The following is a 25211-nucleotide window of genomic DNA, read 5'->3' as shown; positions in this document are numbered from 1 at the left end:
ATGCAGATGACCTCGAACTTCTGGGAATTCCTCTGGCTGATCGCGATCAGTTTCTTCCTTCTGTCCTACCTGATGGTGCTGGTGCGCATCGTCGTCGACCTGTTCCGCGACAACACCATGGGCGGCTTCGCCAAGGCGCTGTGGATCATCGCCCTGCTGGTGGTGCCGCTGCTGACGGCGCTGGTCTACATCATCGCGCGGGGTCGCGGCATGGCGCAGCGGCAGATCGCCGATGAGCAGCGGCTCAAGTCGCAGGCCGATGCCTATATCCGCGAGGTCGCCAATACCTCGCCGGCCGACCAGATCGCGCGGGCCCGGTCGCTGCTGCGCGAAGGCGCGATCACCGAGGCCGAGTTCGCCGAGCTCAAGGCGGCAGCGCTGGCGCACTGACTGTGGTCGACTCGACATCCGGCTCCGAAGCGGCGTCAGGGCCGCCCGGAGCGGAGCAGGACCCGATCCAGGCGACGCTCGCGGAGATGATCGCCAAGCTCCGCAAGGTGGCGGCGGAGCCGGATGCGCAGATCACCTGCGACGGGCTGATCGAGCTGATCGGCATCCACTCGCATGCCCTGGCGCTGCTGGTGTTCTCGCTGCTAAACCTCTTGCCCGCCCCGCCCGGCTACAACTTCGTCGTGTCGCTGGTGATCCTGGCCTTCGCCATCCTGATGCTGCTGCACAAGCCGATCTACCTGTGGCGCTGGTTCGGGGAACGGAAGCTGCCACTGAAGCCGCTGCTCAAGCTGATGGACATCCTGGCGCGCATCGCCGATGGCTTGGGCAAGATCTCATCGCCGCGGCTGTTGGTGCTGTCGAGCCGGCCCGTGCTGCCGGTGCTCGGGCTGTTCAACGTGCTCATGGCAGTGGTGATGCTGCCGCCGATCCCGTTCTGCAACATGCTGCCGTCGCTGGCGGTGGCGATGATCAGCGCAGGCATCCTCAACCGCGACGGCTGGCTGATTCTCGGCGGCATCCTCGTCGGCATATTGGGGGTGATCGCCGTCATCATCGCCATCTGGGCGATTATCGTGGTGTTCTGGGCGATCGATACGGTGGTCTAGCGCGCCGGGATGGCAGCGTTCGGCGCGGCGGGGCGCGGCCAGATCACGCCGCGAAAGTACGGTGTGTCGAGCCCTGGAAATGGGCTTCCATCGCGGCGATGGCGCCGGGGATGTCGTGCTGTTCCAGGGCGGCGATGACGCGCATGTGCTCATCCACCGTATCGACGAGATAGCCGCGGAAACCTGGGCGGCGGTGGACGCGCTGCGCCATGCGGATATTCTCCTGCAGGCGCTCATGCGTGTCGAGGATGGCGCGGTTGCCGAGTGAGGCGACGATCTCGCGGTGCATGCGCATGTCGAGTTCGAGGAACGGTGTGTGCGCCGTCTCGAACGGGCTGCCGTCGGTCAGGCTGGTGCGGCACTTCTCGTGGTTGGCTCGCATCTCGGCCAGCCAGGCGTCCGAGACGGTGTCGCCAAAACTCTTCAGCGCAAAGATCTCGATCATGATGCGGAACTGGTAGTTCTCGCGGATGAACGCCACCTCCGGGTAGACGATCTTGATGCCGGCGCGCGGCTTGATCTCGACGAGCCCGAATTCCTCCAGCAGCACCAGCGTTTCGCGCAGCGGCGAAAGCGACAGGCCGAGCAGGTCGCAGAGCTCGGATTGGGTCACCACCATGCCGGCTTCGAGCGTGCCGTCATGCATCGCCTTGCGGAAGCGGCGGTAACCTTCGTTGTCGTTGCGGACGTCAGACATTTTCACCGGTGAATTGGTCGAGAGGTGTTTTCGCACTTTAGTATATCAACTGGCAATTTGGAAATCTCAGCAAAACGCCAGAGAACACAGCTTTCTGCGGGGCTTGCGAGCGATCAAATGCGCGCCAATGGGCGGCCTATCCCGCTTTTGCGGCGCTCCGGTGCCTTGACTTGAGATATCATTGCCGCTCATTAATATCTCAACGGAGGGATCGTATGAAGCTGGTGATGACGTCGAGCCGCTTGGGCGGGGGCTGCTAGGTGGCCGCGGTCGAGCTGAAGAATGTCCGGAAGTCCTTCGGGACGGTCGACGTCATCAAGGGCGTGGACCTCAACATCGACAAGGGCGAGTTCGTCGTCTTCGTCGGAGCCTCTGGCTCGGGCAAGTCGACCCTGTTGCGGATGATCGCCGGGCTCGAGACGGTGAGCGATGGCGACATCCTCATCGACGGCAAGGACGTCACCTTCGCCGAGCCGTCGGAACGCGGCATCGCGATGGTGTTCCAGTCCTACGCGCTCTACCCGCACATGAACGTCTACGACAACATCGCCTTCAACCTGAAGCTGGCGCGCTTCGGCAAGGACGAGATCGACAAGCGGGTCAAGGAGGCGGCGCGGATTCTGCGGCTGAACGAGCTGCTGAGCCGGTCGCCGGCGCAGTTGTCGGGTGGGCAGCGGCAGCGTGTCGCCATCGGCCGCGCCATCGTGCGGAACCCGAAAGTGTTCCTGTTCGACGAGCCGCTGTCGAACCTCGATGCGGCGCTTCGCGTGCAGATGCGGCTCGAGATCGAGCGGCTGCACCGCGAGCTCGGCACCACGATGATCTACGTCACGCACGACCAGGTCGAGGCGATGACCCTCGCCGACCGGATCGTGGCACTCGACAATGGCCGCATCCAGCAGGTGGGGCCGCCGCTCGATCTCTATGCGCGGCCGAACAACCTGTTCGTCGCCGGCTTCATCGGTTCGCCCAAGATGAACCTGCTGCCGGCCAAGGTGCTGAGCAGCACGGACGGAAGGGCGACGATGGGGCTCGATGCCAGCAGCGGGACGCGGCTCGATCTCGCGGCGCGCGGCGCCAGTGTCGGCGACGCGGTGACGCTCGGGGTGCGGCCGGAGACGCTGGAAGTGGTGCCCGCGGGCGCCGCCGTTCCGGCCGGGCTCACGGCGCTGCCGGCCAAGGTCGAGTCGGTCGAGCGGCTCGGCAACATCACTTACGCCTATCTCGATGGGGGAACGCCGGAGGTGATCACCGTGCAGGTGATGGGCCATTCCGACCTCGAGCCGGGGCAGGAGGTCCAGGTCGGGCTCAGGGCCGACCAGGTGCACGTCTTCGACGCAGCGGGCGCCGTCATGGCGTCGGCGGTCGGCAGATAAACCGGCGTAAAGGCCGGAAAACAGGAGGAGAGACTAATGCTTCGTACAAGGACCGCCGCGCTTGCCGGCGGCATGGCGCTGAGCCTTATGGCCGGCGCTGCGATGGCCCAGGATGCGGTGACGCTGAACGTCTGGTCGGACACGCCGCGCCTGACCATGTTCGATCTCTACGATAAGACGCACGACAACGTGACGCTCAACGTCACCACAGTCGCGCCGGCCGACCTGATCGCCAAGATCCAGCTGGCCTTGCAGGCGAAGAGCGAGATCCCCGACGTGATCTTCATGTCGGATATCGGCTACACCGCGCAGCTCTCGACCCGCCGCTCGAACTACCTGCTCGACCTCACCGACAAGGTGCCGCAGGCGCTGCAGGATGAGTTCTACCCGAACGGCAACTCGCCCTGCCATGTGAACGGCAAGCTGCTGTGCATGCGCAATGACTTGGCGCACATGATCGTCTGGTACGACAAGCCGGCGATGGAAGCGCTCGGCAAGGCCGTGCCCACGACCTGGGAAGAGTTCCAGAAGCTCGGCGAAGAACTGGCGCCGCAGGGCCTCAGCCTCGGCACTGGCGTCGAAGCGTTCCCGCTCTACGCCATGCTGGTCTCCGATGGCTGCGACATGGTGATGCCGGTCGAAGGCAAGGAAGATACGGTCAAGATCGACCTCACCACCGAGAAGTGCCTGAAGCCCGCCAAGATGGTCGACGCGATGCTGGCCAATGGCAGCCTGACCAAGGTCGGGCCGTTCGAGCCGGATTTCGTGGCGCTCGCCAAGGGCGGCAAGATCCCGCTGATGATCGGGCCGACCTGGTTCGGCGAGTACGTGATCAAGCCGACCTACGAGTGGCCGGCCGGCAAGCTCGCCGCGGCGCTGCCGCTGAAGTGGGACGACCAGAGCCAGCCGCTCACCTGGAGCTGGGGTGGCGGCACCTACGGCGCTTGGAAGGACACGGCACATCCGGCCGAGGCAGTTGACCTCGTGACCTGGATGTCGACCGACGTCGCCAACCAGACCGCCGCCGTGACGCTGCCGGGGCACCGGCCGTCGGCCGAGGCTTGGGGCGCGCGCCTCGCCAGCGACGCCTACTATGCCGATCCGAACGTCTTCAAGGTGGAAGCCGACGCAGCGGCGTTCAGCCACCCGGGCTATGTCAGCCTGCGCTTCAGCGTGAGCGACGCGATCGCCAAGGTGGTGGTGCAGCCGCTCGCCAGCGGCGGCACGGTCGAGGGTGCCCTGCCGGCGCTGCAGATCGAGCTCACCAACCTCGCCAAGCTCAACGGCTATCAGGTCGAGTAACCGACAGACCGGCCGGACGCCACGTGCGTCCGGCCGACCAGTCCAGGGGCATAAATGACCGCAACGGCAATGGCATCGGACGGGGGGGCGGCGGCGAGCGATCGCGCCCAAAAGGCAAAGCAGAAGGCACGGCGCGACACGCGCATGTCGTATCTGCTGCTGGCGCCCTATCTCATCCTCTTGCTGATGTTCGGGCTGTTCCCGATCGCCTATGCGTTCGGGCTGAGCTTCTTCGACACCATCGAAATGGTGTTCTGGGGGCTGACCAACTACCAGTTCGTGTTCGACGATTTCCGCGTGCCGGCGAGCGTCGTCAACGTCCTCACCTTCGTCGCCATCTGGGTGACGCTGACGGTGACCGGCGTCGCCGTGCTGTCGTTGATGCTGGACAGCATCAACAGGAAGACCGCCAACACGCTGCGGACGATCTATTTTCTTCCCGGCGCGGTGACCTCTTCGGCCATCGTGGTGCTGTGGCTGTTCGTGCTCGACCCCTCGGTCAGCCCGTTCCAGCCGGTGCTGCATGGGCTGGGCTGGGGGACGCGTGCCGATGTGATTTCAGGTATCGGGCTCGCCGGCGTGTTCGCCATCATGGCGTATTTCTCGGCTTCCGGTGGTTGGATCGTGGTGTTCGGCGGGGCGCTGTCGAGCCTTCCCACCGAGGTGATGGAAGCGGCGCGCATCGATGGGGCCAACCGGTTCCAGCTGGCGACGCGGATCAAGCTGCCGATGATCTGGCGCTCGCTGGTGCTGATGGGAATCCTGTCACTGGCCGGTGGTTTGCAGCTGTTCGTCGAGCCGCAGCTGATGGGGTTGGCCGGGCCGCAGTTTGCGCAGAACGACTGGTCGCTGAACCAGATGGCGTTCCAGTACGCGTTCCGGATGGGCGATTTCGGGGCCTCGGCGGCGCTCAGCACGCTGCTCGTCGGCTCGTCGATCGTCATCGCGCTGGTGATCGTCTTCGCCACCAAATTCTACAAGATCGATTGAGGGCACGATGAGCACCAGAACCGCACCGATGCGCCTCAACCTCGGCCGCTTCGTCGTATTCGCGACGCTGGCCTTTGCGGTGTGCTTCTACGGCATTCCGCTGCTCTGGCTGTTCATCGCGGGGACGCGGTCGGAGGCGTCGCTATTGACCGATCCGCCGTTTGCGCTCGGCACCTGGGAGGCGTTCAGCCGAACCTGGAGCAACCTCACTACCTACAACAACTTCCAGATTCTCACCTGGGCCGGCAACTCGCTGATCTACTCGGTGGGCGGGGTGCTGCTGTCGCTGATCGCCTCGATCCCGGGTGGCTATGCGCTGGCGCAGTCGGAGTTTCCGGGCCGGAAGCTGATCCTGACGCTGACGCTGATCGCGATGATCACGCCGTCGACCGCAGTGGTGCTGCCGATCTTCCTCGAGATGAACCTCCTGGGGCTCAACAACACCTATGCCGGCCTGATCCTCGCCTCGGGGTTCTTCCCGTTCGGCGTCTATCTCACCTATGTCTATTTCTCGACCTCGCTGCCCAAGGGCGTGATGGATTCCGCCCGGGTCGACGGGGCCAACCGGTTCCAGCTGTTCACCCGCATCGCGCTGCCGCTGGCCCGGCCGATCATCGCGCTCGTGGCGTTCTTCAGCTTCCTCGCCATCTGGTCGAACTACTTCCTCGCCTTTGTGCTGCTCAGCGACGACAAGCTCTACAATTTGCCGGTGGGGCTGACGGCGCTGGTCTCTGGCTCCGGGGCGCTCAGCAACCTGCCGTCCAATGATGTGCCGATCAAGAAGCCGGAGGTGGTGCTCGCCGCCATCCTCGTGGTGCTGCCGGTGCTGCTGATTTTCATGGCCGCGCAGCGGTTCGTGCGCTCCGGCATGCTGTCGGGCGCGGAAAAGGGTTAGGCGGCCCGCTCGGCTGCCAATGATCTTACTTGTGGAGGATTGAATGAAGATCACGGGGTTCACGGCTTGGCTGGTCGAGCACGAGCCAGGGCCGAAGTTCATCTGGCGCGACGGGATTCCCGGCTCGCACGGTGACATCCCGCGCGGCACGAAACCCCACAAGGCGGTGATCCGGATGGAGACCGACAGCGGGCTCTACGGGGCCACCGAAATGAACCGCGGCGAGGCAGTGGTCGACCTGGTGCGCCGGCGCTTCCACGAGTTCATCGGCGAGAACCCGCTGCTGACCGAGCGGATGTGGCGGCTGATCTGGGAGATCGACCGGATCGAGGAAATCCACATGCGCTCGCTCGGCATGCTCGACATGCTGTGCTGGGACGTCAAATCGCAGCACGCCAAGATGCCGATCTACCAGATGCTGGGCGGCGACGACCGGGTGGTGCCGGCCTATGCCTCGACGGTTACCTGGCCGACGATGGATGAGTACGAGCGCTACATCAAGATGAGCCGCGACGTCGGCTTCAAGGCGTTCAAGCTGCACGCCTGGGGCGGGCCGGTGAAGCGCGACATTGAGCTGTGCAAGAACCTCCGCAAGTGGGTCGGCCCGGATGCGGACCTGATGTTCGACGGTTCGGCCGGCTGGGACTATGTCAACGCGCTGGAGTTCGGCAAGGCGATCCAGGACCTCGGCTTCCTCTGGTACGAGGAGCCGATGCGCGAGTTCCACCTCGGCAGCTACACCAAGCTCTGCGAGAAGCTCGATATCCCGATCCTCGCCGCCGAAACCTCGGATGGCGTGCACGGCAACATGGCGACCTGGATCGAGAACAAGGCACTCGACATGACGCGCGTCTCGACCTTCTACAAGGGCGGCTTCACCGGCTCGATGAAGGTGGCGCATCTCTCGGAAAGCCACGGCATGCGGGCCCAGGTGCACGGCATGGGGCTCGAGAACGCGCAGATCTGCGCCGCCATCTCGAACAACGACTATTACGAGCAGCTCGTGATGAACGAGGAGCAGATCATGGGTCTCGACAAGCTCGGCCCGCTCGCCATCGTCGATGGCAACCTGACGGTCAGCGACGAGCCGGGCATCGGTTACCAGTTCGACTGGAACGAACTCGATGCCACGGCCCTTACGAAGGTCGAAGTGACCGAACGATTGACGCCAATCGGCAGTCAGGTACCATGGCACTGATATATCAGATTATATAACTGAGCTATCATGAGGGAGGAATAAGATGACGACGAGCTTTGACCGACGTTCAGTACTGAAGATGGGCGGTGGCCTGTTGGCCGCCTCCGCGTTCCTGCCGAGCCACGCCCTCGCGCAATCGACGGCGATCAACTACTGGCACACCTTCACCAGCCAGTCGGAAGCCGCCGGGCTGCAGGCGGTGCTCGACCTGTTCAAGGCCGCGCACCCCGACATCGCGGTAACGCCCGAGAACATCCCCAACCCCGAGTTCATGGCCAAGATCACGGCGGCCGTGGTCGGCGGCAGCCGCCCGAACGTGACGATGGTTTCGTCCGAGCGGTTCGAGGACCTGCTCGCGATGGGCGCGCTGATCGACATGACGGACCGCATCGCCGGTTGGGAGCGGCGCGGCGACTTCGACGACAAGCGCTTCGCCTCGATCACCAAGGACGGCAAGAGCTACGGCGTGCCGGGCTTCACGTTCGTCGACTGGGGCTACTATCGCAAGGACTGGTTCGATGAAGCCGGCCTTGCGGCACCGACCACCTATGACGAGTTCCGCGATGCGGCGATCAAGCTGACCGACGCGTCCAAGGGCCGCTATGGCTTTGGCTTGCGCGGCGGACCCGGCGGCCAGAATTTCGTGGTCAACGTCATCGAAGCGTTCGGCTCGCCGGTGAAGCACGAGGACGGCTCGATCGGCCTCGACCGCGACATTGTCGTCAAGGCGCTCGACTGGTATTCGGGGCTCCTGGTCAAGGACAAGGCCGTGCCGCCGAGCGCGGCGAACGATGGCTTCCAGCAGATCATCTCCGGCTTCCAGACCGGGCAGACTGCGATGATCTGGCACCACACCGGCTCCTACCAGGACATCGCGTCCAAGCTGAAGCCGGGCGTCGAATTCGGCACGTTCGCGATGCCAGCCGGGCCTGCCACCCGCGTGGCACGCCTCGCCTACGCCTACAACTGCATCACCAAGGAGGAGGGTGCGGATGCGGCGTGGGAGTGGATCAAGTTCTGGGGCGAGCCGGATGCCGCCGTCGCCTTCCTCGAAAAGACCGGCTACATGCCGGCCTCGACCGTGGCGGCGCAGGACCAGCGCATCGTCGGCAACCCGATGTACAAGGCCGCGGCGGATACGCTGGGCTTCGGCATTCCGCAGCCGAGCTTCCCGGGTGCGGGCGGCTGGGCGCAGAACACCGTGCTGCCGGCACTGCAGCAGATCCTGATCGGCCAGGCGACGCCCGAGCAGGCTGCAGACCAGATCGTCGAAGGCCTGGCAGCGGCCATCGCCTGATGCTTCGGGCGGCCGGTGCACCCGGCCGCCCGTCTCCCCGACCCGATCAAGCCTGGAAGCGCTCCAAGGAGCCTTGATGAGCCGAGGCCATGCCATGGCTACCCTGCCGCCGCCGCGCTCCATCTGGGACGCGATCAATCCAATGCGCCTGCTCGGCGAGCTCTCCGAGACGCGCTACTGGATGTATCTGCTGCTGCTGCCGAGCGCGCTGCTGATCACCGCGATCGTGCTGTTCCCTACCGTCTACGGCTTCCAGCTCAGCTTCACGGAGATGCGGCTCAACCGGCCGGCCGGCAACGGCACGTTCGTGGGGCTCAAGCACTACCAGCGGATGCTGGCCGACCCGATCTTCTGGCTGTCGCTGCGCAATACCGCCGTGTGGGTGACCTTCTCGATCGTCATCGAATTCGTCGTCGGCCTCGTCGCCGCGCTGGCGCTTAACCGCAACCTGCCGGGCGGCAAGATTTTCGCAGTGCTCATCCTCGTGCCCTACTTCCTGCCCAACGTGGTGGCGGGCAACATGTGGGCGCTGATGCTCGACAGCCGTGTCGGCGTCATCAACGACATCCTCGTCAATATCGGGCTGCTCGACAGCTACAAGGCGTGGTTCGCCGATCCGAACACGGCGATGGCGACCGCGATCTTCGTCGAGGCCTGGCACAGTTTCCCGTTCTTCACGCTGCTGATCATGGCGGGGCTCAAAGGTATCCCGACCGATCTCTACAAGGCGGCCGATATCGACGGGGCAGGGGCGTTCGCACAGTTGCGGCTGATCACGCTGCCGATGCTGCGCACCATCATTGCCGCGGCGGTGATCCTGCGCGTCATCGGCCTCGTCAACTCACCGGACTTGCTGCTGATCCTGACGCAGGGCGGGCCCGGACGGTCGACGCAAGTACTTTCGCTCTATGCGTTCCAGAACGCTTATTCGGATTTCAACTTCGGCTACGCGGGCGCGCTGTCGGTGGTGATGTTCGTCTTACTGATGCTGTTCGCCTGGGCCTATATCCGGCTCAGCAAGGTCAACCAGGATTAGCGCCATGGCCCAGACCCGCACCAGCTCCAACCTTACCTGGAACATCCTCAGCTACGCCGTGCTGGTCGTCCTCGCGCTGCTCAGTATCGGCCCGCTGCTGTGGATGCTGCTGACCTCGTTCAAGGTCGACGACGACATCGTTACCCGCACGATGGTGTATTTCCCCACCCGCTTCACGCTCGAGAACTACATCAAGCTGTGGAACCAGTCGGGCTATCCGGTCCTCGTGATCAACAGCCTCGTCACCACCACGCTGACGGTAGCGATCTGCCTGTTCACCGGGACCATCGCCTCATACGCCTTCTCGCGCTTCAACTTCCCGGGCCGCACGCCGCTGATGCTGGGCTACCTCATCGTCCGCATGTTCCCCGCGGTGCTGATGATCATCCCGCTGTTCATCGTGATGCGGAATCTCGGGTTGTTCGACACCAGCCTCGGCCTCGCCGTCGCCTATACGAGCTTCCTGCTGCCGCTGTTCGTCTGGATGCTGAAGGGCTTCTTCGACGCGGCGCCCAGGGAGCTCGAGAGCGCGGCGCGCATCGACGGCTCGACCCGCATCGGGGCGATGTTCCGCATCGTCATCCCGATCGCCCGCAACGGACTGGTCGCCACCTGCGTGTTCGTCGCCATCGCGGCGTGGAACGAGTACCTGTTCGCGCTGATGCTGACTTCGAGCACCGGCTCGCGCACTTGGCCGGTCGGGTTGCAATTGATGGTCGGCGAGTTCCAGCTGCCCTGGGGCATGCTGGCTGCCGGCGGCATCATTTCCATCCTGCCGGTGATCGTTCTCTTCGCGCTGGTGCAACGCGTCATGGTCGCCGGCATCACCGCCGGCGCAGTCAAGGGTTAGCGGCAATGGCCACGTTATCGATCAAGGGCGTCCGCAAGAGCTTTGGCGCAGTCGAGGTGCTGAACAACATCGACATCGAGGTCGAAGACGGTGGCTTTCTGGTGCTGTTGGGGCCATCCGGCTGCGGGAAGTCGACGCTGCTGTCGATCATCGCCGGACTCGAGCCGAGTTCGGGCGGCGACATTGTCATCGGCGAGCGCAACGTCAACGACGTGCATCCCAAGGACCGCAACATCGCAATGGTGTTCCAGTCCTACGCGCTCTACCCGACCATGCCGGTGCGCCGGAACATCGGTTTTGGCCTCGAGATGCGGAAGGTCGGCCTCAAGGAGCGCGACGCCGCGGTGCAGCGCGCCGCCGAGTTGCTGCAGATCGAGCACCTGCTCGACCGGAAGCCCGGGCAACTGTCGGGCGGGCAGCGGCAGCGCGTCGCCATGGGCCGGGCCATCGTCCGCGATCCTGACCTGTTCCTGTTCGACGAGCCGCTGAGCAATCTCGATGCGAAGCTGCGGGTCGAGATGCGGACCGAGATCAAGCGGCTGCACGACCGGCTGGGGACCACCACGGTTTATGTCACGCATGACCAGGTCGAGGCGCTGACGCTCGGTACCAAGGTGGCGGTGATGAAGGGTGGGGTGATCCAGCAGCTCGCTGACCCCGAGACGATCTACGACCGGCCGGCCAACATGTTCGTCGCCGGCTTCATCGGCTCGCCGACCATGAATTTCCTGACGGGCACGCTGGAGCAGGGCGATGGCGGGTTGGTGCTGCGCCACGCCGCTGGCACGCTGGCGCTGGCCGGGCTGCAGCAGGACGTGGCGGCGTTCGTCGGGCGCGAGGTGACGGCCGGCATCCGGCCGGAGACGCTGAGCGCCGGGCAGGGCGCCGCGACGCTCGAGGGTATCGTCGATGTGGTTGAGCCCACCGGGCCGGACACGATGGTGATCGCCAGCATCGGCGGGCAGCTGATCACGGCGCGGCTCGGACCCAAGGACCGGCCGAAACCGGGTGAGACGCTGACGCTCAGCGTCGATACGGCGGCGATCAACCTCTTCGATCCTGTATCGGGCAACCGAATCTAGAGGCCACTGCGCTGTCGCCGCCCCCTCCACCGGCTTCGCCGGTCCCCCTCCCCCGCCACGCGGGGAGGATCAGCTGGCCCGGCGCTGTGCCAAGTAAATGTGGTCGCACGCCAGCACGGTTTCGCCGCGCTGGTTCAGCACGCGGACCTGCTCGGTGATGCGGCCGTGTTGCGGACGCTTGGGATCGGGGTCGAGCGCGGAGATGGTGAGTTCGGCGTGGATGGTGTCGCCGATAAACACCGGCTTCGGAAACCGCAACCGCTCGAAGCCGTAGGTGAAGGCGAGGGGGTTGATCTCGGTGGCGGTCAGGCCGATGCCGATGGCGAAGGTCATGGTGCCGTGGGCGATGCGCTGGCCGAACTCCGAGCCCTTCATGAACTCGGCGTCCATGTGGTGCGGGAAGAAATCGCCGGTGTGGCCGGCGTGGACGACGAAATCGGTCTCGGTGATGGTGCGGCCGGAGGTTTTGCGGACCTCGCCGATGGCGTAGTCCTCGAAGTGGCGCGGCCGCTCCATTAGAAACTCTCCCGGAACATGCGGTTCAGGTCGGCGACGATCGCCGCCGGCGCCTCGCGGCCGATGAGGCCGGCGTTGAGGCGTTTGCTGGCGGCATCCTGGAAGGCCATGTAGCCGGTGTGGCGCGGGCGGACATAGGCGGCTTCGAGGGTTTTGCGGGTGTTGCGGTAGAAGTTGCCTGTGGCGGCGTTGACGGCGTCATCCTCCCAGGCGGTGGCGTGGCCGGGTTGGCCGCCGGAGCTGGCATAGAGGCTGGCCTGTACTGGGCCTGAGGCGACCCAATAGGCGTAGTCCATGGCGGCGTCACGGCTCTGCGAGAAGGCGGAGACGGCGATACCGGTGCCGCCGAGGGCGGAGCCCGCGGCGTTGGGCAGCGGGATATCGGCGAAGGTCAGCGTGCGTTGGCGGAAGCCGGGGACGGCGTAGCTGACATAGCCGTAGCCGAGCGGCATCAGGGCGACTTTCGCATCCGGGCGGGCCATGGCCTCGGACGCGGCGATAGGGTCCATGGCGAAGTTCGAGGGCTCGAGGTGAAGGGCCACTTCGGCCAGCATCTCGATGGCCTGGATGCCTGCCGTCTGGTCGACCAGCTTGCCCTGCTCGACCGAGCAGGGGTGGCCGAGATTGGCGGTGAGGGTGAAGAAGCTCATCATCGAATGCGGCGGCAGCAGTGGGAAGACCACGTGGCCGGCCTTAGCCAGTGCGACGACGTCGTCCCAGCTCTTGGGCGCGTCGATCAGGTCGGCACGATAGGCCATGACCTGGGTGGCGGCGTCGATCGGGAAGGCCCACTGATGGCCGGCATACTCGTAGCTCGGGTAGGAACGGCCGACCGAGCCCTTGGCCAACGCCTCGCGCTCTGCCTCGCGGCCGGGCACGTCGAGCGGGGCGAGGCAGTTTTCGGCGACGACCTGGCCGACATGCGGGTGGTCGATGACGATCATGTCGTATCGCCGCGCCAGTTCCTCCACCGGAAAGGACTCGAAATCCTGGAGGCTCCGCTTGTCCCATTCGATGGCGACACCCGTCTTTTCGGCCCAGGCCTTCGCCGTCGCGACCATCGGGTCGTAGCCGCGCGGGTGGTTCCAGGTCATGCCCTTGAGGGTCGTCACAGTCCGAACTCCTTGCGGATCGCGGCGCTCTGTTCGCCGATCAAGGGCGCGGCGCGGTGGGTCTGGGTGCGCTTGCCGTCGATGCGGAGCGGCGAGCGGGTGGTGAGGATGGAGACGCCATCGTCGCGGGTGACGGTCTGCAGCATGTCGAGGGCCTTGAAGCCTTCGCTCTCCATGAGCTCGGGCCATTCGAGCACCTTGGCGCACCAGATATCGGCGGGCTCGAGCAGGTAGAGCCAGTGGGCGGTGGTGCGGGTCGCCAGCTCGCGGGAGATGATGGTCTTGATGGCGTCGCGCTCGCTAAACCAGCTCTTAGGATTGCCGGCATAGGGATCGAGCGCCGCGAGTTGCAGCAGGTCGCGGAGCTTGCCGAGCGGGGTCATGGCGAGGGCGAGCCAGCCGTCGGCGGTGGGGTAAACGCCGTAGGGGGCCGAGAGATAAGCGTGAGCGGAGCGGAACTCCGAGCGCTTGGGCTTGCGGCGGCCGTCGTTGAGATGGGTGGTCAGCACCTCGAACTGAAAATCGACCAGCGCTTCGAGCAGGCTCGTCTCGACATGTGCGCCTTGGCCGGTGCGGCCCTTTTGCACCAGCGCGGCGAGGATGCCCTGTGCTGCGGCGGCGCCGGCCAGCATGTCGCCGATGGCGAGACCGAAGGGTACTGGCCCCTGGTCGTGGTCGCCATTGAGCCACATGACGCCGGAGCGGGCCTGCGCTAGGAGGTCCTGGCCGGGGCGCTGCACCCACGGACCTTCTTCGCCATAACCTGTTATGGAGGCGTAGACGATGCCGGGGTTGATGAGCTTCACCGCCTCGTAGTCGAGGCCGAGGCGTTCGATGACTCCGGGGCGGAAGTTCTGCAGCATGACGTCGGCACGGGCGATGAGCTTGCGGAGAGCGGCGAGGTCGTCCGGGTTCTTCAGGTCGAGCGCCAGGCTTTCCTTGGACCGGTTGATGGCGTGGAAAATGGTGCTATCGCCGCCGATCTCGGTGTCCGAGAGATAGAGCCGCCGGCTGAGATCGCCACCGTCCGGCCGCTCGATCTTGATGACGCGCGCGCCGAGGTCCTGCAGGCGCAGCGAGGCGTAGGGGCCGGAGAGGAACTGGCAGAGATCGACGACGAGCACGCCGTCGAGGAGGAGGGTCATGGGGCGGCTTTCACTGGGGTGGCTGGTTTGGCGGCGGACTCGAAGGCGGCTTCGGCGAGCGCCATGGTGTGCCAGGCGTCCTCGACCGAGGTGACCAGCACTGCGTCCTCGCCGGCGGCGTAGCGCTGCAGGTTGCTCATGGTGCCGATGAACGCATGAGGGAACCAGTGGCCTTGCAGCGGCACCTGGGTCCAGTCTTCTCCACGGCGGGTGATCCAGAGTTCGTCGGGCTCGCCCTCGGGATATTTCAGCAGCACGCCCAGCTTCACCACGGCGGCGCCTTCGGTGCCTTCGAAGCGGAAACTGGCGTCCTGGAAGCGGCGTCCGAAATCGTGGTTGTGGTTGATCGAGAACACCACGCGCTGGTCCGGTGCGAAGTCGAACAACGCCGAAGTGCGCGTCTGGGCCAGGTCGGTCGAGGGGTGCCCGACGCTGCGGGCGTGGACGCCCACCGGGTTGCCCATGAGGGCACGGAGCGTGTCGAGATAGTGGATCGAGTGCACCGCGATCTCGACGCGTGGCATGCCCTTCAGGAACGGGAACAAATGCCAGGGGGTGAGGAGGTTGAGGTGAACCTCGACATCGATGAGCCGGCCGAGCCAGCCGCGCTCGAGCGCGTGGGCGACAGCCAGCATCTGCGGCGAGAACCGCCCCTGGAAGTTGACGGCGGCGACGAGGGATTTTTGCCTGCAGAGCTCGAGGATGGCGGTGGCTTCGGCGAGATCGCGGCCCATTGGCTTCTGCAGCAGTACCGTGGCGCCATCGGGGAGTTTCGGCAGCACGTCGAGATGTGCGCCGGGCGGCAGGGCGAGATCGTAGACCGCATTGGGCGTGGCGATGGCTTCGTCGAGCGTCGCGAAGGCTTGGGTCTCCCACTTCGCTGCCACCTGCTTGGCGCGATCGGCATCAAGGTCGAACACGCCGGCCACCGGAAAGTTGGCGAGCTTGTAGGCCGGCAGGTGGGCATCGGTGACGATGCCGCCGGCGCCAATGATGACGATAGGCCTGGGCGTGCTCGGCCGAGGCCAGCTCTGCCGGAGCTCTTCGACTGCGATGCTCAACGCAACTCCCTCAGCCGCTATTCGCGGCCTATTCTTCTGTGAATGAGCATTTCACATATGAGCCAGCGGGGCAACGCTGATATATCAGAGCCGGTAGAGGCGCTCGGCGTTGCGGTGGAAGAGTTTTGATTGTTCGTCGGGGCTGGCGGTGGCGACGATCTCCTTGGTCGCGGCGACCCAGCGGCCGAGGTCGGCGGTGAGGGTCAGCACCGGATAGTCGGAGCCCCAGACCACCCGGTCCCAGCCGAAACACTCGATGATGTGTTCGGCGAAGGGACGGAGATCGGCGGTGGTCCAGTCTGGGGCAGCGTACGCGACGATGCCCGAGATCTTGGCCGCGACATTGGGGAGCGCGGCGAGCGCCTTGATCTCGCGCCGCCACGGATCGAGCGCTCTGGCCGCGACGTCGGGCATGCCACAATGATCGAGCACGAATTGCACGCCGGGGCAGCTCTCGACAAGTTCACGACCCACTGGCAGTTGCTTGGACAGCACGCAGAGATCGAACGGCAGGTGCTTGTCGGCGAGGCGGCGGAGGTTGGCGCGGAACAGCTCGCCCTGACTCAGTTCACTGGGGGAGGTGTGAAGGATGCGGCGGAAGCCTTTCACGCCGCCCAGTGCGGACAGCCGATCGAGATAGGCAGGGAAATCGGGGCTCTCCGGTCGGCAGGCGGCGATGGCGCCGACGACGACCGGATGCACGTCGAGGGCGTGGCGCGTCTCGGCTTCCATATCGGCCTCGGCGACGTCCACCTCCATGTGCAGCGCGGCTTCAATGCCCAGCTTTTCCGCCTCGGCAGCGTAGGTTTCGGCCGGCCAGGCGCGGTTGAGCGAGCCCGCTCCGGCGAGCCACGGGTAGGTGAAGCGGTCCATGTGCACCAGATGCAGGTGGGTATCGACGATGCGCATGTTTGCCTCCCATTTACGTTTTCCGGACCATAGTCGCGCGCCGCAGGAGCGGCTATTACGCGTTCGTCGACAGCCGGTTACGGCCATGTCGTGATCGTGGATGCCGCAAAATCGCCTCATAGAAGCCGCCGTTTGACGGTTGCTTGGCATTGCGAATTAGGCGGGAGGTGTCCCGCCGTGGTGGGAGGGCTCCCATCGGGCACGGCGGATCGGCCGGAGTTCACCACAGCAACCGCTCGGGGCCACGAGCGGAGGTGCACTCACAGCGTCCGCCGAGGGCAGGGGTAGTCGGGACTGTTACAGCGGCGGGTAAGAATCGGTTTGGCCATGCTGGCCCTAGCGCCGCTCATGGTGCCGGGAGCCTCGGCGTTCGAGTTCTTTGGCATCAAGCTGTTCGAGGACCAGAGCGAGATCGACGCCGACGCGGTGATCGGCGATCCGCAGACTTTTACGGCGACGCTGGAAACGACGGCGACAGGCGATGTGGCGAGCGCCATACGCAACGCGTCGGCGCTGATCGCCGACCAGGGAGCGCCGGCTTCGGGCGCGGCGGGGCTTTTGGCCAAGGCGCGCAGCGACTACCGGCGGATGCTCGCGGCGCTCTACAATCAGGGTTATTACGGCGGCACCATCAGCATCCTGGTCGGCGGCGAGGAGGCGGCGAAACTGCCACCTGACACCGATCTGCCCGATCCGGTGGCGGTGGTGCTGAAGGTCGATGCCGGGCCGCTGTTCCGCTTCGGCAACGTCAATATCGTGCATCGCGCGCCAGTCGCCTCCGACGATGGCGACAGGGTCGAGGCGCCGGAGATCGCCGGTTTTGGCGCTGGACTGGTGGCTAGGGCGACTGTCGTGGCGCGGGCGGAGCAGTTGGCCGTGGAGGCATGGCGGCAGCAGGGTTATGCGGAGGCTGAAGTGGTCGACCGCAAGGTCGTGGCCGATCACGCGACCGACACGGTGGACGTGACGATCACCGTTGCGCCGGGTCGTCAGGCGACGGTCGGGGACATCGGAGTGAGCGGTACCAACCGCATGGACCCGGCGTTCGTGGCGCAGCAGACGGGGCTCAAGCCGGGCGACGACTACGACCCCGACGATATCGCCCGGGCCGAAAAGCGGCTGGCGCGGCTCGATGTGTTCCGTGCCATGCGGATCGAGGCGGCGGGCGCCATCGGCAATGATGGCGTGCTGCCGTTCAACGTGATTGTCGAGGAGCAGGCAGAGCGGCGGTTTGGCGTTGGCGCCACCTACTCGACCATCGACGGGCTCGGGCTCGAGGGCTTCCACCTGTGGCGCAACCTGTTCGGGCGGGCCGAGCGGCTGCGGCTCGACGCGAAGGTTGCAGGCATCAACTGGCCGATCGCCACCGAAGAGTTCGATTACGCTTTCGGCGGCACCTTCACCAGGCCCGGCTTCCTAAACCCGGACAACGACCTCGTCGCGGCGATTTCGGCCGAGCGCAGCGTGCTGCCGGCCTATACCGAGACCTCGGCGTCGGCGCGGGTGGGGATGACGCAATATCTCACCGACCAGCTGACGCTGGATGGTGCGGCCTATTACGAGCGCTCGCTGTTCGAGGATGATTTCGGCACGCGCAATTTCTCACTCGTGGGGCTGACCGGCGGGCTGATCTGGGATGCGCGGGACAACTCGTCTGACGCGACCGAGGGCTTTTACGTCAACGTGACGGCCGAGCCGTTCTACGAATTCTACTACGGCAACCCGGCGTTCCGGACGACGGCCGAGGTGCGCGGCTATCTCAATGTGATGGGCGACGGGCAACTGGTGCTGGCGGGGCGAGCCAAGGTCGGCGCGCTGGTCGGGCCGGCGCTCGACGAGATCCCACCGGACCGGCTGTTCTTCGCCGGCGGTGGCGGCTCGGTGCGCGGCTATGGCTTCAAGAGCATCGGCGTCGATGGGCCGGGCGATACGGTCACCGGCGGCAAGTACCTGGTCGAGGGCTCGCTCGAGGCGCGCTACAAGGTCACCAACGATATCGGCGTCGTCGCCTTCGTCGATGGCGGCTATGTCGCAGCGGACAGTCTGCCGGGGCTGGATCAGCTGCGGCTCGGTGTCGGTGCGGGCGTTCGTTACTACACCGGGCTCGGGCCGCTGCGGCTCGATGTGGCTGTGCCCCTCAACAAGCGCCCGGGCGATCCGGATTATGCGCTTTATGTCGGCATAGGACAGGCGTTTTGAGACGGGTCCTCGCCATCGGCATGATGCTCGGGTTCGGCGTGTTGGCCGCGATGCCGCTCGTGGCGCAGGACCAGGCGCAGATGACGGCCGAGCAGCAGAAGGACTGGTTCGTCGGCTTCGTCGAGGGGCAACTCTCGACGCCCGAGCGGCAGATCCACATCTCCAATATCGATGGAGTGCTGTCGTCGACCGCCTCGATCCGCGAAGTCACCATCTCCGACAAGGAGGGGGTGTGGCTGCGGGTCAACAATGCGGCCATCGACTGGGACCAGGGCGCGCTGTTCACCGGCCGGCTGCTGGTGCGCGCGCTGACGGCCGAGAGCATCGAGTACCTGCGCAACGCCGTGCCGAGCGGAACGGCCGATCCCAACCTGCCGGCGCCGGAAGCCGCGCCGCTGGCGATTCCGGAATTCCCGGTGGCCATCCAGCTCGACAAGCTGAGCGTGCCCAAGGTGACGTTCGGCGAGAACGTGTTCGGGCTTGGGTCCGAGATTTCGGTCGATGGCCGGTTCCGGCTCGAAGGCGGCTCGCTCGATACCGCGCTGAACATCGTCCGGCTCGATGGGCCGGGTGGGAAACTCGATGTGGCCGTGGCCTACAAGAAGGCCGAGAACAGCATCGATGTCGGCGTGACGCTGACCGAGCCGCCCAACGGCATTCTCGCCAACCTGCTCAACATCGAGGGCAGGCCGGAGATGGCGCTGGCGGTGAACGGCTCCGGTCCGGTCGCAGACCTGCGCACGACGATGACCCTCGATGCCGGCGGCAAGCGCGCGCTCGAGGGGCTGGCGACGATCGTGCAGAAGCCCGACGGTTTTGCGGTCGAAGCTGATCTAGGCGGGCCGATCGGTGTGCTGGTGGCGCCGGCCTATCAGGCGTTCTTCGGGGGGCAGACCTCGCTAAAGGCCTCGGCGCTGGTGCGCTCGGCGGGTGGGGTGGAGATTTCGGGGCTGAAGCTGAGCGGCGGGCAGCTGGGGCTTGAAGCCTCGGCGGCGACGACTGCGGATGGCTTTCTCAGCCGGCTGGACCTGTCGGCGGTGATCGCCGATCCCGGCGGTGCGCGTGTGATCCTGCCGGCGCCGGGAGCCGCGACGACGATCGAGAGCGCGACGGTGAAGGTGGATTTCGGCGGGGCCGGGAGCGACGACTGGTCGGCGGACCTTGTCGCCAAGGGCTTTGCCAATGGCGGATTGCAGGCGCGCGAGGTGGCGCTGCGCGGCAACGGTGTCGCCAGCAATCTCGAAGATCCGGCGGGCCGCCGGCTGACCTTCAATGCCGACGGCATGGTGTCGGGGATCGTCTCAAGCGATGCCGACGTGCAGGCGGCGCTGGGCGATAGCGCCGGGCTCGGCCTTGCCGGGCTGTGGAATGCCGGCGAGCCGCTGCAGCTGGCGCAGTTCAAACTGGTCGGCAAGGCGCTGACGCTGGCTGCTGCGGGCAAGATCGACGACAGCGTGTTTGACGGCACGATGGAGATCAAGACCAGTTCGATTTCGCCATTCTCGGGCGTTGCCGGGCGCGATCTCGATGGCGCGATGGCGCTGACGGCGACCGGCACGGTGAGCCCGCTGATCGGCGGCTTCAACCTGCGGCTCGATGGCACGGCGGAGAACCTGGCGCTCTCCGAGCCGGCGCTCGATGCAGTGCTCGCAGGCACGGTGAAGCTCAGCGGCCGTGTGGCGCGCACCGAGCAGGGCCTGGAGGCGGAGGCGTTCCGCATCGCCAACGACAATGTGCAGATCGATGCCCACGGTACCTTCGCGACGGGTGCGGCGGATTTCAGTTTCAGCGCGGCGCTTGCCGACCTGGCGCTGGTTTCGGACCAGGCCAAGGGGGCGCTGACGCTCACCGGGACGGCCAAGGGCAAGGGCGCGATTGCGCTCGACGTTGCGGCCAAAGTGCCGAGCGGGGTGCTGGCCGGCAAGTCGCTGTCAGACGCCGCGTTCGGGTTCACTGGGACGCTGGCCGAGGACGGCACGCTGACCGGGCAGCTCAAGGGCGACGCGTTCCTCGATCGCTTCCGCGTGGCGCTCGGCGGCGGTGTTGCGGTGGACGCCAAGACCAGGCGGCTCAGCGGCTTGCGTCTCGAGGCGGGGCCGACGCTGGTCACCGGCGACGTCGTGCAGGATGCCGATGGGCTGCTGACCGGTGCACTGAAGCTCGCCTCTCCGAATGTGACGACTGCCGCGGCTCTGTTCTTGCTCGATGCGACCGGTAGCGCCGATGCGTCGATCACGCTCACGCCGGCTGCCGGGAAGCAGAATGCCGAGATCACTGCGTCCGTTCGCAATCTCGCGGCGGCGGATGTCAGGGTCGGATCGGCCGATATCCGGGCGGTGGCCGCCGACGTGTTCGGTGCCCCATCGATCACCGGCAGCGTCGACGGGCGGTCGCTCGCGGCGGGTGACATCACTGTCGCCACCTTTAGCGGCACGGCGACACAGCAGGGCGGCCGGTCGGTGTTCCAGCTCAACGCCGCGGCGAGCGGGTTCGGGGTGTCCTCGATGCAGGTCGAGGCGCGTGGCAATCTTGCGGGCCAGCTCGTGACGCTCGAAAGCCTGTCCGCCACCGGCACCAATGGCCTGAAGCTCGCCGCAGATGGCCGCGTGCCACTCAGCGGCGGCGGCCTAGCACTGGATGTTCAGGGCTCGGCGCCCTTGGCGCTGGCCAACCGCTTTGTCGCCGATCGCGGCGGGCAGCTCAGCGGCACCGCCAACCTCAATGCGCGGGTCACCGGCAGCCTCGCGTCGCCGCAGTTCGCGGGCACCGTGTCGACCAGCGGCTCGGGCTATATCGACCCAGTACTCAACGTCCGGCTGGTCGATATCAATGGACGCGCCAGCCTCGCCGGCAACCGCATCAATATCGACAGCCTGACCGCGGGGCTTGCGACCGGCGGCTCGATTTCGGTCGGCGGTTCGGTTGGGCTTGGGGCGGGTAATCCGGCCGATATCGTGGTGCGGCTCAACTCGGCGCGCTATGCAGACGGCAACATGTTCGTCGCGACGGTGTCGGGCGACCTGGCGCTGAAGGGGCGGCTCGATGCCAGCCCGATGCTGTCGGGCAATGTGATGATCGAGAAGGCCGATATCACGATCCCCGACTCGCTGGGCGCGGCGGGCACGCTGATCGACGCCAAGCACATCAACGCGCCGAAGCCGGTGCTGGTGACGCTGAAGCGGGCTGCCGTGACTGCGTCCGGCGCGCCGATGCCGCAGCGGCGGCCCTCGGTAGTGCAGCTCGATGTCACTGTTCGCGCGCCCAACCAGATCTTCATCCGTGGGCGCGGGCTCGATGCGGAAGTCGGCGGTTCGGTGCGGCTCACCGGCTCAGTCAACGACATCCGGCCGGTGGGTGGCTTCAACCTCAATCGCGGGCGCCTCGCCATTCTCGGGCAGCGGGTGACCTTCGAGGAGGGTTCGGTGACGCTGGTCGGCGATCTCGACCCGTTCCTCGATTTCACGGCGCGCACCGAGGGCGACGGCATCACGGTGTTCGTCAATGTCACCGGCCGCGTTTCCGACCTCGATATCGGCTTCAGCTCGAACCCGGTACTGCCGGAGGACGAGGTGCTGTCGCGGCTGCTGTTCAAGCGCTCGATGGGCGAGCTGACGCCGATCCAGCTGGCGAAGCTCGCCGGCGCAGCGGCGGAACTCGCGGGTGGCGGTGGCGGCTCACTGGTCGACTCTTTGCGCGGCAAGGCCGGGCTCGACGATCTCGACGTGGTCACCAACGAGGATGGTAGCCTAGCGGTGCAGGCGGGCGCTTACCTGCAGGACAACATCTATCTCGGGGTGCAGGCGGGCGCCGATGGCAACTCACGGGTCACCGTCAACCTCGACGTGACGGACGACATCAAGGCCAAGGTCTCGACCGGTACAAACGGGGATTCGAGCTTCGGCGTGTTCTACGAGAGCGATTACTGAACGGTCTGACAGGACGCGTTCATCGGCGTGGCAATCCGGCGGCCAAATCGGGGTTGCCGCCGCATTCGAGCCGACCTAGCGTCTCGACATGGCCGACCAGAAATTACGCAGCTACCGCGGGAAACGCGACTTCTCCAAAACCACGGAGCCCGCCGGTGGCGCCGCCGCGTCCGGCAGCGCCCGCTTTGTCGTCCACAAGCACTCGGCCACCGCCGACCACTACGACTTGCGGCTGGAGCACGGTGGCGTGCTGCTGAGCTGGGCCGTGCCGCGCGGGCCGTCGCTCAATCCGGCCGACAAGCGGCTGGCGGTGCACACCGAGGACCATCCGATCGAGTACATCGACTTCGAGGGTGTGATCCCCGAGGGCGAGTATGGCGGCGGGCCGATGATCGTCTGGGACACCGGCGACTGGGCGCCGATGGAGGACGTCGACGCGGGGCTGAGGAAGGGTGGCTTCAAGTTCCGGCTATGGGGTGAGAAACTCAAGGGCGGCTGGATGCTGACCAAGCTCAAGGGCCGGCCGGGCGACAACGACAAGGAAAACTGGCTGCTGTTCAAGGAGCACGATCCGGCGGTCGACACCGAGACCGATATCCTCGCAGAACGGCCGGAGAGCGTGAAGTCGGGGATGACCACCGAGCAACTGCTCGAAGCGGTAAAACCAAAGCCGGCAAAGGTACTTAAGCCCTCCGGTGTGGCGGGCGCGGTGAAGGCTCCGCCCCCTTCGCAGGTCGAGCCACAGCTGGCCTCCGCTGCGACCGATCCACCCAAGGAAGACGCCGCGCACTGGGTGCACGAGATCAAGTTCGACGGCTACCGAACCATCGCGCATGTCATCGACGGCAAGGTGCAACTGATCACCCGTAGCGGCATCGACTGGACCAAGCGCTACGGTGACCTGCCCAAGGAGTTCGCCAAGCTCCCGGTCAAGCAGGCGATCATCGACGGCGAGATCGTGGTGTTGGACGAGAAGGGGATTTCGCGGTTTTCGGCGTTGCAGGACGCGCTGTCGGAAGGTGCCGGCAGCAAGCTGCATTTCTACGCGTTCGACCTGCTGTACCTAGACGGCTACGACCTGCGCGGAGCGGCGCTGGTCGATCGCAAACAGCTGCTCGGCCAGCTGCTCGGCGGACACATCAGTGGGCGTTCCGCGATCCAGGTCAGCGACCATGTCGAGAGCAACGGCGATGCGCTGTACGAGCGGGCGTCTGAGCTTGGTCTTGAGGGGATCGTGTCGAAGCGGGCCGATGCGAAGTACCAGTCGGGTCGCACCTCGACCTGGGTAAAGGTGAAGTCGAAGCCGATCGGCGATTTCGTCATAGCAGGTTATACCTTGTCGGCCGCGACCGGCGGGCTGGCCTCGCTGGCGCTCGCCGAGTTCGTCGATGGGGAACTCGAATATCGCGGCAAATGCGGTACCGGATTCGATGCGCCGATGCTGGCGCAGCTGTTGCGCCGGTTGGAGCCGCTGCAGGATCCGGCGCTGAAGCTGGAGGGCGCACCCAAGGACATCATCTGGGTGCAGCCGGTTTTCCGGTGCCGGGTGCACTATGCCAACCGCACTACCGAAAACCTGCTGCGGCACTCGGTGTTCAAGGGCCTGATCGAGGCCGAGCTGACGGCATCCGAGGCGCCGCGACAGCGGCTGATCACCGATGCAGATCTCGCCTCGATCTCGATCACCAACCCGACGCGGCGGCTGTTCGGCAAGAGCGGGCCGACCAAGCTGGATATCGCGGTCTACTATGCGGCGGTGGGCGACTTCATGCTGCCGCACCTGTTCAACCGGCCGGTGTCGCTGTTCCGCTGCCCGACCGGGCTGCCGAAGGACTGCTTCTTCCAGCGCCATGCCTTCAAGGGGATGCCTCCGAGCATCAAAGTGTTCGAGACGCAGAACTCGGACGAGGAGGACCGGACGTACCTCACCATCGAGGACGCCAAGGGGTATCTGGCGCTGGCGCAGTTCGGGGTGGTCGAGTTCCATGCCTGGGGCAGCCACCTGACGCATCTCGACAAGCCGGACCGGGTGACTTTCGACCTCGACCCCGGCGAGGGGATCGAGTTCCGCGAGGTGGTGGAGGCGGCGGTGCATATCCGGGGCGAACTGGAGGCACTGGGGCTCGTGCCGTTCGTCAAGACCTCGGGCGGCAAGGGGCTGCACGTGGTGCTACCGATCAACCCCAAGCAGACCTGGAAGCAGGTGCATGCAGTGACCGGCGAGATGGCGGCTGCGCTCGCGAAGACGGCGCCGGACACCTTCGTCACGGTGATCGGCGAGAAGAACCGCAAGCGGCGGATCCTTATCGACATCCATCGAAATGCGCGCAGTGCGACGGCAGTATCCGCTTATTCGCTGCGGGCTCGAACCAATATGCCGGCCTCTACTCCGCTCGACTGGCGAGACCTCGAATCCATCGACGCTCCGGTCGATTTGAACTACTCTACGCTTCCGGGATTATTAACCACGTCCGGTGATCCGTGGGCGGAGATTAACGAGTTCGCCCGGGATTTACCTGCATTATCAAAGGCTGGACGTAGTACGCGCGTTTAGGAGGCGAA

General features: G+C 65.7%; 20 protein-coding genes. 14 read left to right on the top strand and 6 right to left on the bottom strand.

Annotation, left to right across the window (positions count from 1 at the left end; all coding sequences use genetic code 11):
* The first annotated feature begins 6 nt into the window (after positions 1 to 6).
* The gene (locus AC1DWU_RS11105; protein ID WP_477150035.1) at positions 7 to 390 is read left to right on the top strand and encodes an SHOCT domain-containing protein; all 384 of its coding nucleotides are present in this window, start codon (positions 7 to 9) and stop codon (positions 388 to 390) included.
* 2 nt (positions 391 to 392) lie between these two features.
* Complete coding sequence (locus AC1DWU_RS11100) at positions 393 to 1058, top strand: exopolysaccharide biosynthesis protein (protein ID WP_477150034.1); 666 nt, start codon at positions 393 to 395, stop codon at positions 1056 to 1058.
* 43 nt (positions 1059 to 1101) lie between these two features.
* Here the strand turns inward: AC1DWU_RS11100 and AC1DWU_RS11095 are convergent, their stop codons facing one another.
* A complete protein-coding gene (locus AC1DWU_RS11095; protein ID WP_477150033.1) occupies positions 1102 to 1755 on the bottom strand; it encodes a GntR family transcriptional regulator in 654 nt (217 codons plus the stop codon).
* Positions 1756 to 2015: 260 nt separating this feature from the next.
* On the opposite strand from AC1DWU_RS11095, the gene AC1DWU_RS11090 reads away from it, so the two are divergent.
* The 9 genes from AC1DWU_RS11090 (at position 2016) to AC1DWU_RS11050 (ending at position 11781) form a co-directional block, all read left to right on the top strand.
* Complete coding sequence (locus AC1DWU_RS11090) at positions 2016 to 3131, top strand: ABC transporter ATP-binding protein (RefSeq protein ID WP_477150032.1); 1116 nt, start codon at positions 2016 to 2018, stop codon at positions 3129 to 3131.
* A 36-nt stretch (positions 3132 to 3167) separates the two neighbouring features.
* Positions 3168 to 4433 carry an ABC transporter substrate-binding protein gene (locus tag AC1DWU_RS11085; protein WP_477150031.1) on the top strand — a complete coding sequence of 422 codons (1266 nt, stop codon included), beginning with the start codon at positions 3168 to 3170 and terminating at the stop codon, positions 4431 to 4433.
* A 54-nt stretch (positions 4434 to 4487) separates the two neighbouring features.
* Positions 4488 to 5423, top strand: coding sequence for a carbohydrate ABC transporter permease (locus AC1DWU_RS11080; protein ID WP_477150030.1), 936 nt, complete (start codon positions 4488 to 4490; stop codon positions 5421 to 5423).
* A gap of 7 nt (positions 5424 to 5430) precedes the next feature.
* Positions 5431 to 6318, top strand: coding sequence for a carbohydrate ABC transporter permease (locus tag AC1DWU_RS11075; protein WP_477150029.1), 888 nt, complete (start codon positions 5431 to 5433; stop codon positions 6316 to 6318).
* Positions 6319 to 6361: 43 nt separating this feature from the next.
* Positions 6362 to 7516, top strand: a complete 1155-nt coding sequence (locus AC1DWU_RS11070) for an enolase C-terminal domain-like protein (protein ID WP_477150028.1) — start codon at positions 6362 to 6364, stop codon at positions 7514 to 7516.
* 43 nt (positions 7517 to 7559) lie between these two features.
* Positions 7560 to 8813, top strand: a complete 1254-nt coding sequence (locus tag AC1DWU_RS11065) for an extracellular solute-binding protein (protein WP_477150027.1) — start codon at positions 7560 to 7562, stop codon at positions 8811 to 8813.
* A 94-nt stretch (positions 8814 to 8907) separates the two neighbouring features.
* Positions 8908 to 9849, top strand: coding sequence for a carbohydrate ABC transporter permease (locus AC1DWU_RS11060; RefSeq protein ID WP_477150026.1), 942 nt, complete (start codon positions 8908 to 8910; stop codon positions 9847 to 9849).
* Positions 9850 to 9853: 4 nt separating this feature from the next.
* On the top strand, positions 9854 to 10699 hold the full coding sequence (locus AC1DWU_RS11055; protein ID WP_477150025.1) for a carbohydrate ABC transporter permease: 846 nt from the start codon (positions 9854 to 9856) through the stop codon (positions 10697 to 10699).
* Positions 10700 to 10704: 5 nt separating this feature from the next.
* Positions 10705 to 11781 (top strand): ABC transporter ATP-binding protein, encoded by a 1077-nt coding sequence (locus tag AC1DWU_RS11050; protein ID WP_477150024.1) that lies wholly within the window; start codon positions 10705 to 10707, stop codon positions 11779 to 11781.
* A 69-nt stretch (positions 11782 to 11850) separates the two neighbouring features.
* On the opposite strand, the gene AC1DWU_RS11045 is transcribed toward AC1DWU_RS11050, so the two are convergent.
* The 5 genes from AC1DWU_RS11045 to AC1DWU_RS11025 all read right to left on the bottom strand — a co-directional run bounded on the left by AC1DWU_RS11045 (position 11851) and on the right by AC1DWU_RS11025 (position 16524).
* Entirely contained in the window at positions 11851 to 12297 is a 447-nt protein-coding gene (locus AC1DWU_RS11045) for a MaoC/PaaZ C-terminal domain-containing protein (RefSeq protein ID WP_477150023.1), read from the bottom strand.
* On the bottom strand, positions 12297 to 13391 hold the full coding sequence (locus AC1DWU_RS11040; protein ID WP_477150069.1) for an extracellular solute-binding protein: 1095 nt from the start codon (positions 13389 to 13391) through the stop codon (positions 12297 to 12299). The genes AC1DWU_RS11045 and AC1DWU_RS11040 overlap by 1 nt, the downstream gene beginning before the upstream one ends.
* 14 nt (positions 13392 to 13405) lie before the next feature.
* Positions 13406 to 14554, bottom strand: a complete 1149-nt coding sequence (locus tag AC1DWU_RS11035) for a CaiB/BaiF CoA transferase family protein (protein WP_477150022.1) — start codon at positions 14552 to 14554, stop codon at positions 13406 to 13408.
* Positions 14551 to 15615, bottom strand: coding sequence for a Gfo/Idh/MocA family protein (locus AC1DWU_RS11030; protein WP_477150021.1), 1065 nt, complete (start codon positions 15613 to 15615; stop codon positions 14551 to 14553). Before AC1DWU_RS11030 ends, AC1DWU_RS11035 begins: the two co-directional genes overlap by 4 nt.
* A gap of 84 nt (positions 15616 to 15699) precedes the next feature.
* Positions 15700 to 16524, bottom strand: coding sequence for an amidohydrolase family protein (locus AC1DWU_RS11025; protein ID WP_477150020.1), 825 nt, complete (start codon positions 16522 to 16524; stop codon positions 15700 to 15702).
* Between the two features lie 327 nt (positions 16525 to 16851).
* Here AC1DWU_RS11025 and AC1DWU_RS11020 point away from each other — a divergent pair, with 327 nt between their 5' ends.
* From AC1DWU_RS11020 to ligD, 3 genes are all read left to right on the top strand, one after another.
* Positions 16852 to 18723, top strand: a complete 1872-nt coding sequence (locus tag AC1DWU_RS11020) for an autotransporter assembly complex protein TamA (protein ID WP_477150019.1) — start codon at positions 16852 to 16854, stop codon at positions 18721 to 18723.
* The gene (locus tag AC1DWU_RS11015) at positions 18720 to 22649 is read left to right on the top strand and encodes a translocation/assembly module TamB domain-containing protein (RefSeq protein ID WP_477150018.1); all 3930 of its coding nucleotides are present in this window, start codon (positions 18720 to 18722) and stop codon (positions 22647 to 22649) included. The genes AC1DWU_RS11020 and AC1DWU_RS11015 overlap by 4 nt, the downstream gene beginning before the upstream one ends.
* Positions 22650 to 22737: 88 nt before the next feature.
* Entirely contained in the window at positions 22738 to 25203 is a 2466-nt protein-coding gene (gene ligD, locus AC1DWU_RS11010; protein WP_477150017.1) for a DNA ligase D, read from the top strand.
* Positions 25204 to 25211: the final 8 nt, after the last annotated feature.

It is taken from the genome of Devosia sp. P2_G7, from assembly GCF_056403495.1.
The sequence above is the reverse complement of the archived record's forward strand: the minus strand, read 5'-3'. Positions and strand labels throughout refer to the sequence as shown.

What these genes read in the sequence shown, in the direction of transcription:
- AC1DWU_RS11105 (WP_477150035.1), top strand. Translation starts at nt 7, where the DNA reads ATGACCTCGAACTTCTGGGAATTCCTCTGGCTGATCGCGATCAGTTTC.
- AC1DWU_RS11095 (WP_477150033.1), bottom strand. Translation starts at nt 1,755, where the DNA reads ATGTCTGACGTCCGCAACGACAACGAAGGTTACCGCCGCTTCCGCAAG.
- AC1DWU_RS11085 (WP_477150031.1), top strand. Translation starts at nt 3,168, where the DNA reads ATGCTTCGTACAAGGACCGCCGCGCTTGCCGGCGGCATGGCGCTGAGC.
- AC1DWU_RS11080 (WP_477150030.1), top strand. Translation starts at nt 4,488, where the DNA reads ATGACCGCAACGGCAATGGCATCGGACGGGGGGGCGGCGGCGAGCGAT.
- AC1DWU_RS11075 (WP_477150029.1), top strand. Translation starts at nt 5,431, where the DNA reads ATGAGCACCAGAACCGCACCGATGCGCCTCAACCTCGGCCGCTTCGTC.
- AC1DWU_RS11070 (WP_477150028.1), top strand. Translation starts at nt 6,362, where the DNA reads ATGAAGATCACGGGGTTCACGGCTTGGCTGGTCGAGCACGAGCCAGGG.
- AC1DWU_RS11065 (WP_477150027.1), top strand. Translation starts at nt 7,560, where the DNA reads ATGACGACGAGCTTTGACCGACGTTCAGTACTGAAGATGGGCGGTGGC.
- AC1DWU_RS11060 (WP_477150026.1), top strand. Translation starts at nt 8,908, where the DNA reads ATGGCTACCCTGCCGCCGCCGCGCTCCATCTGGGACGCGATCAATCCA.
- AC1DWU_RS11055 (WP_477150025.1), top strand. Translation starts at nt 9,854, where the DNA reads ATGGCCCAGACCCGCACCAGCTCCAACCTTACCTGGAACATCCTCAGC.
- AC1DWU_RS11050 (WP_477150024.1), top strand. Translation starts at nt 10,705, where the DNA reads ATGGCCACGTTATCGATCAAGGGCGTCCGCAAGAGCTTTGGCGCAGTC.
- AC1DWU_RS11045 (WP_477150023.1), bottom strand. Translation starts at nt 12,297, where the DNA reads ATGGAGCGGCCGCGCCACTTCGAGGACTACGCCATCGGCGAGGTCCGC.
- AC1DWU_RS11040 (WP_477150069.1), bottom strand. Translation starts at nt 13,391, where the DNA reads ATGACCTGGAACCACCCGCGCGGCTACGACCCGATGGTCGCGACGGCG.
- AC1DWU_RS11035 (WP_477150022.1), bottom strand. Translation starts at nt 14,554, where the DNA reads ATGACCCTCCTCCTCGACGGCGTGCTCGTCGTCGATCTCTGCCAGTTC.
- AC1DWU_RS11025 (WP_477150020.1), bottom strand. Translation starts at nt 16,524, where the DNA reads ATGCGCATCGTCGATACCCACCTGCATCTGGTGCACATGGACCGCTTC.
- AC1DWU_RS11020 (WP_477150019.1), top strand. Translation starts at nt 16,852, where the DNA reads ATGCTGGCCCTAGCGCCGCTCATGGTGCCGGGAGCCTCGGCGTTCGAG.
- ligD (WP_477150017.1), top strand. Translation starts at nt 22,738, where the DNA reads ATGGCCGACCAGAAATTACGCAGCTACCGCGGGAAACGCGACTTCTCC.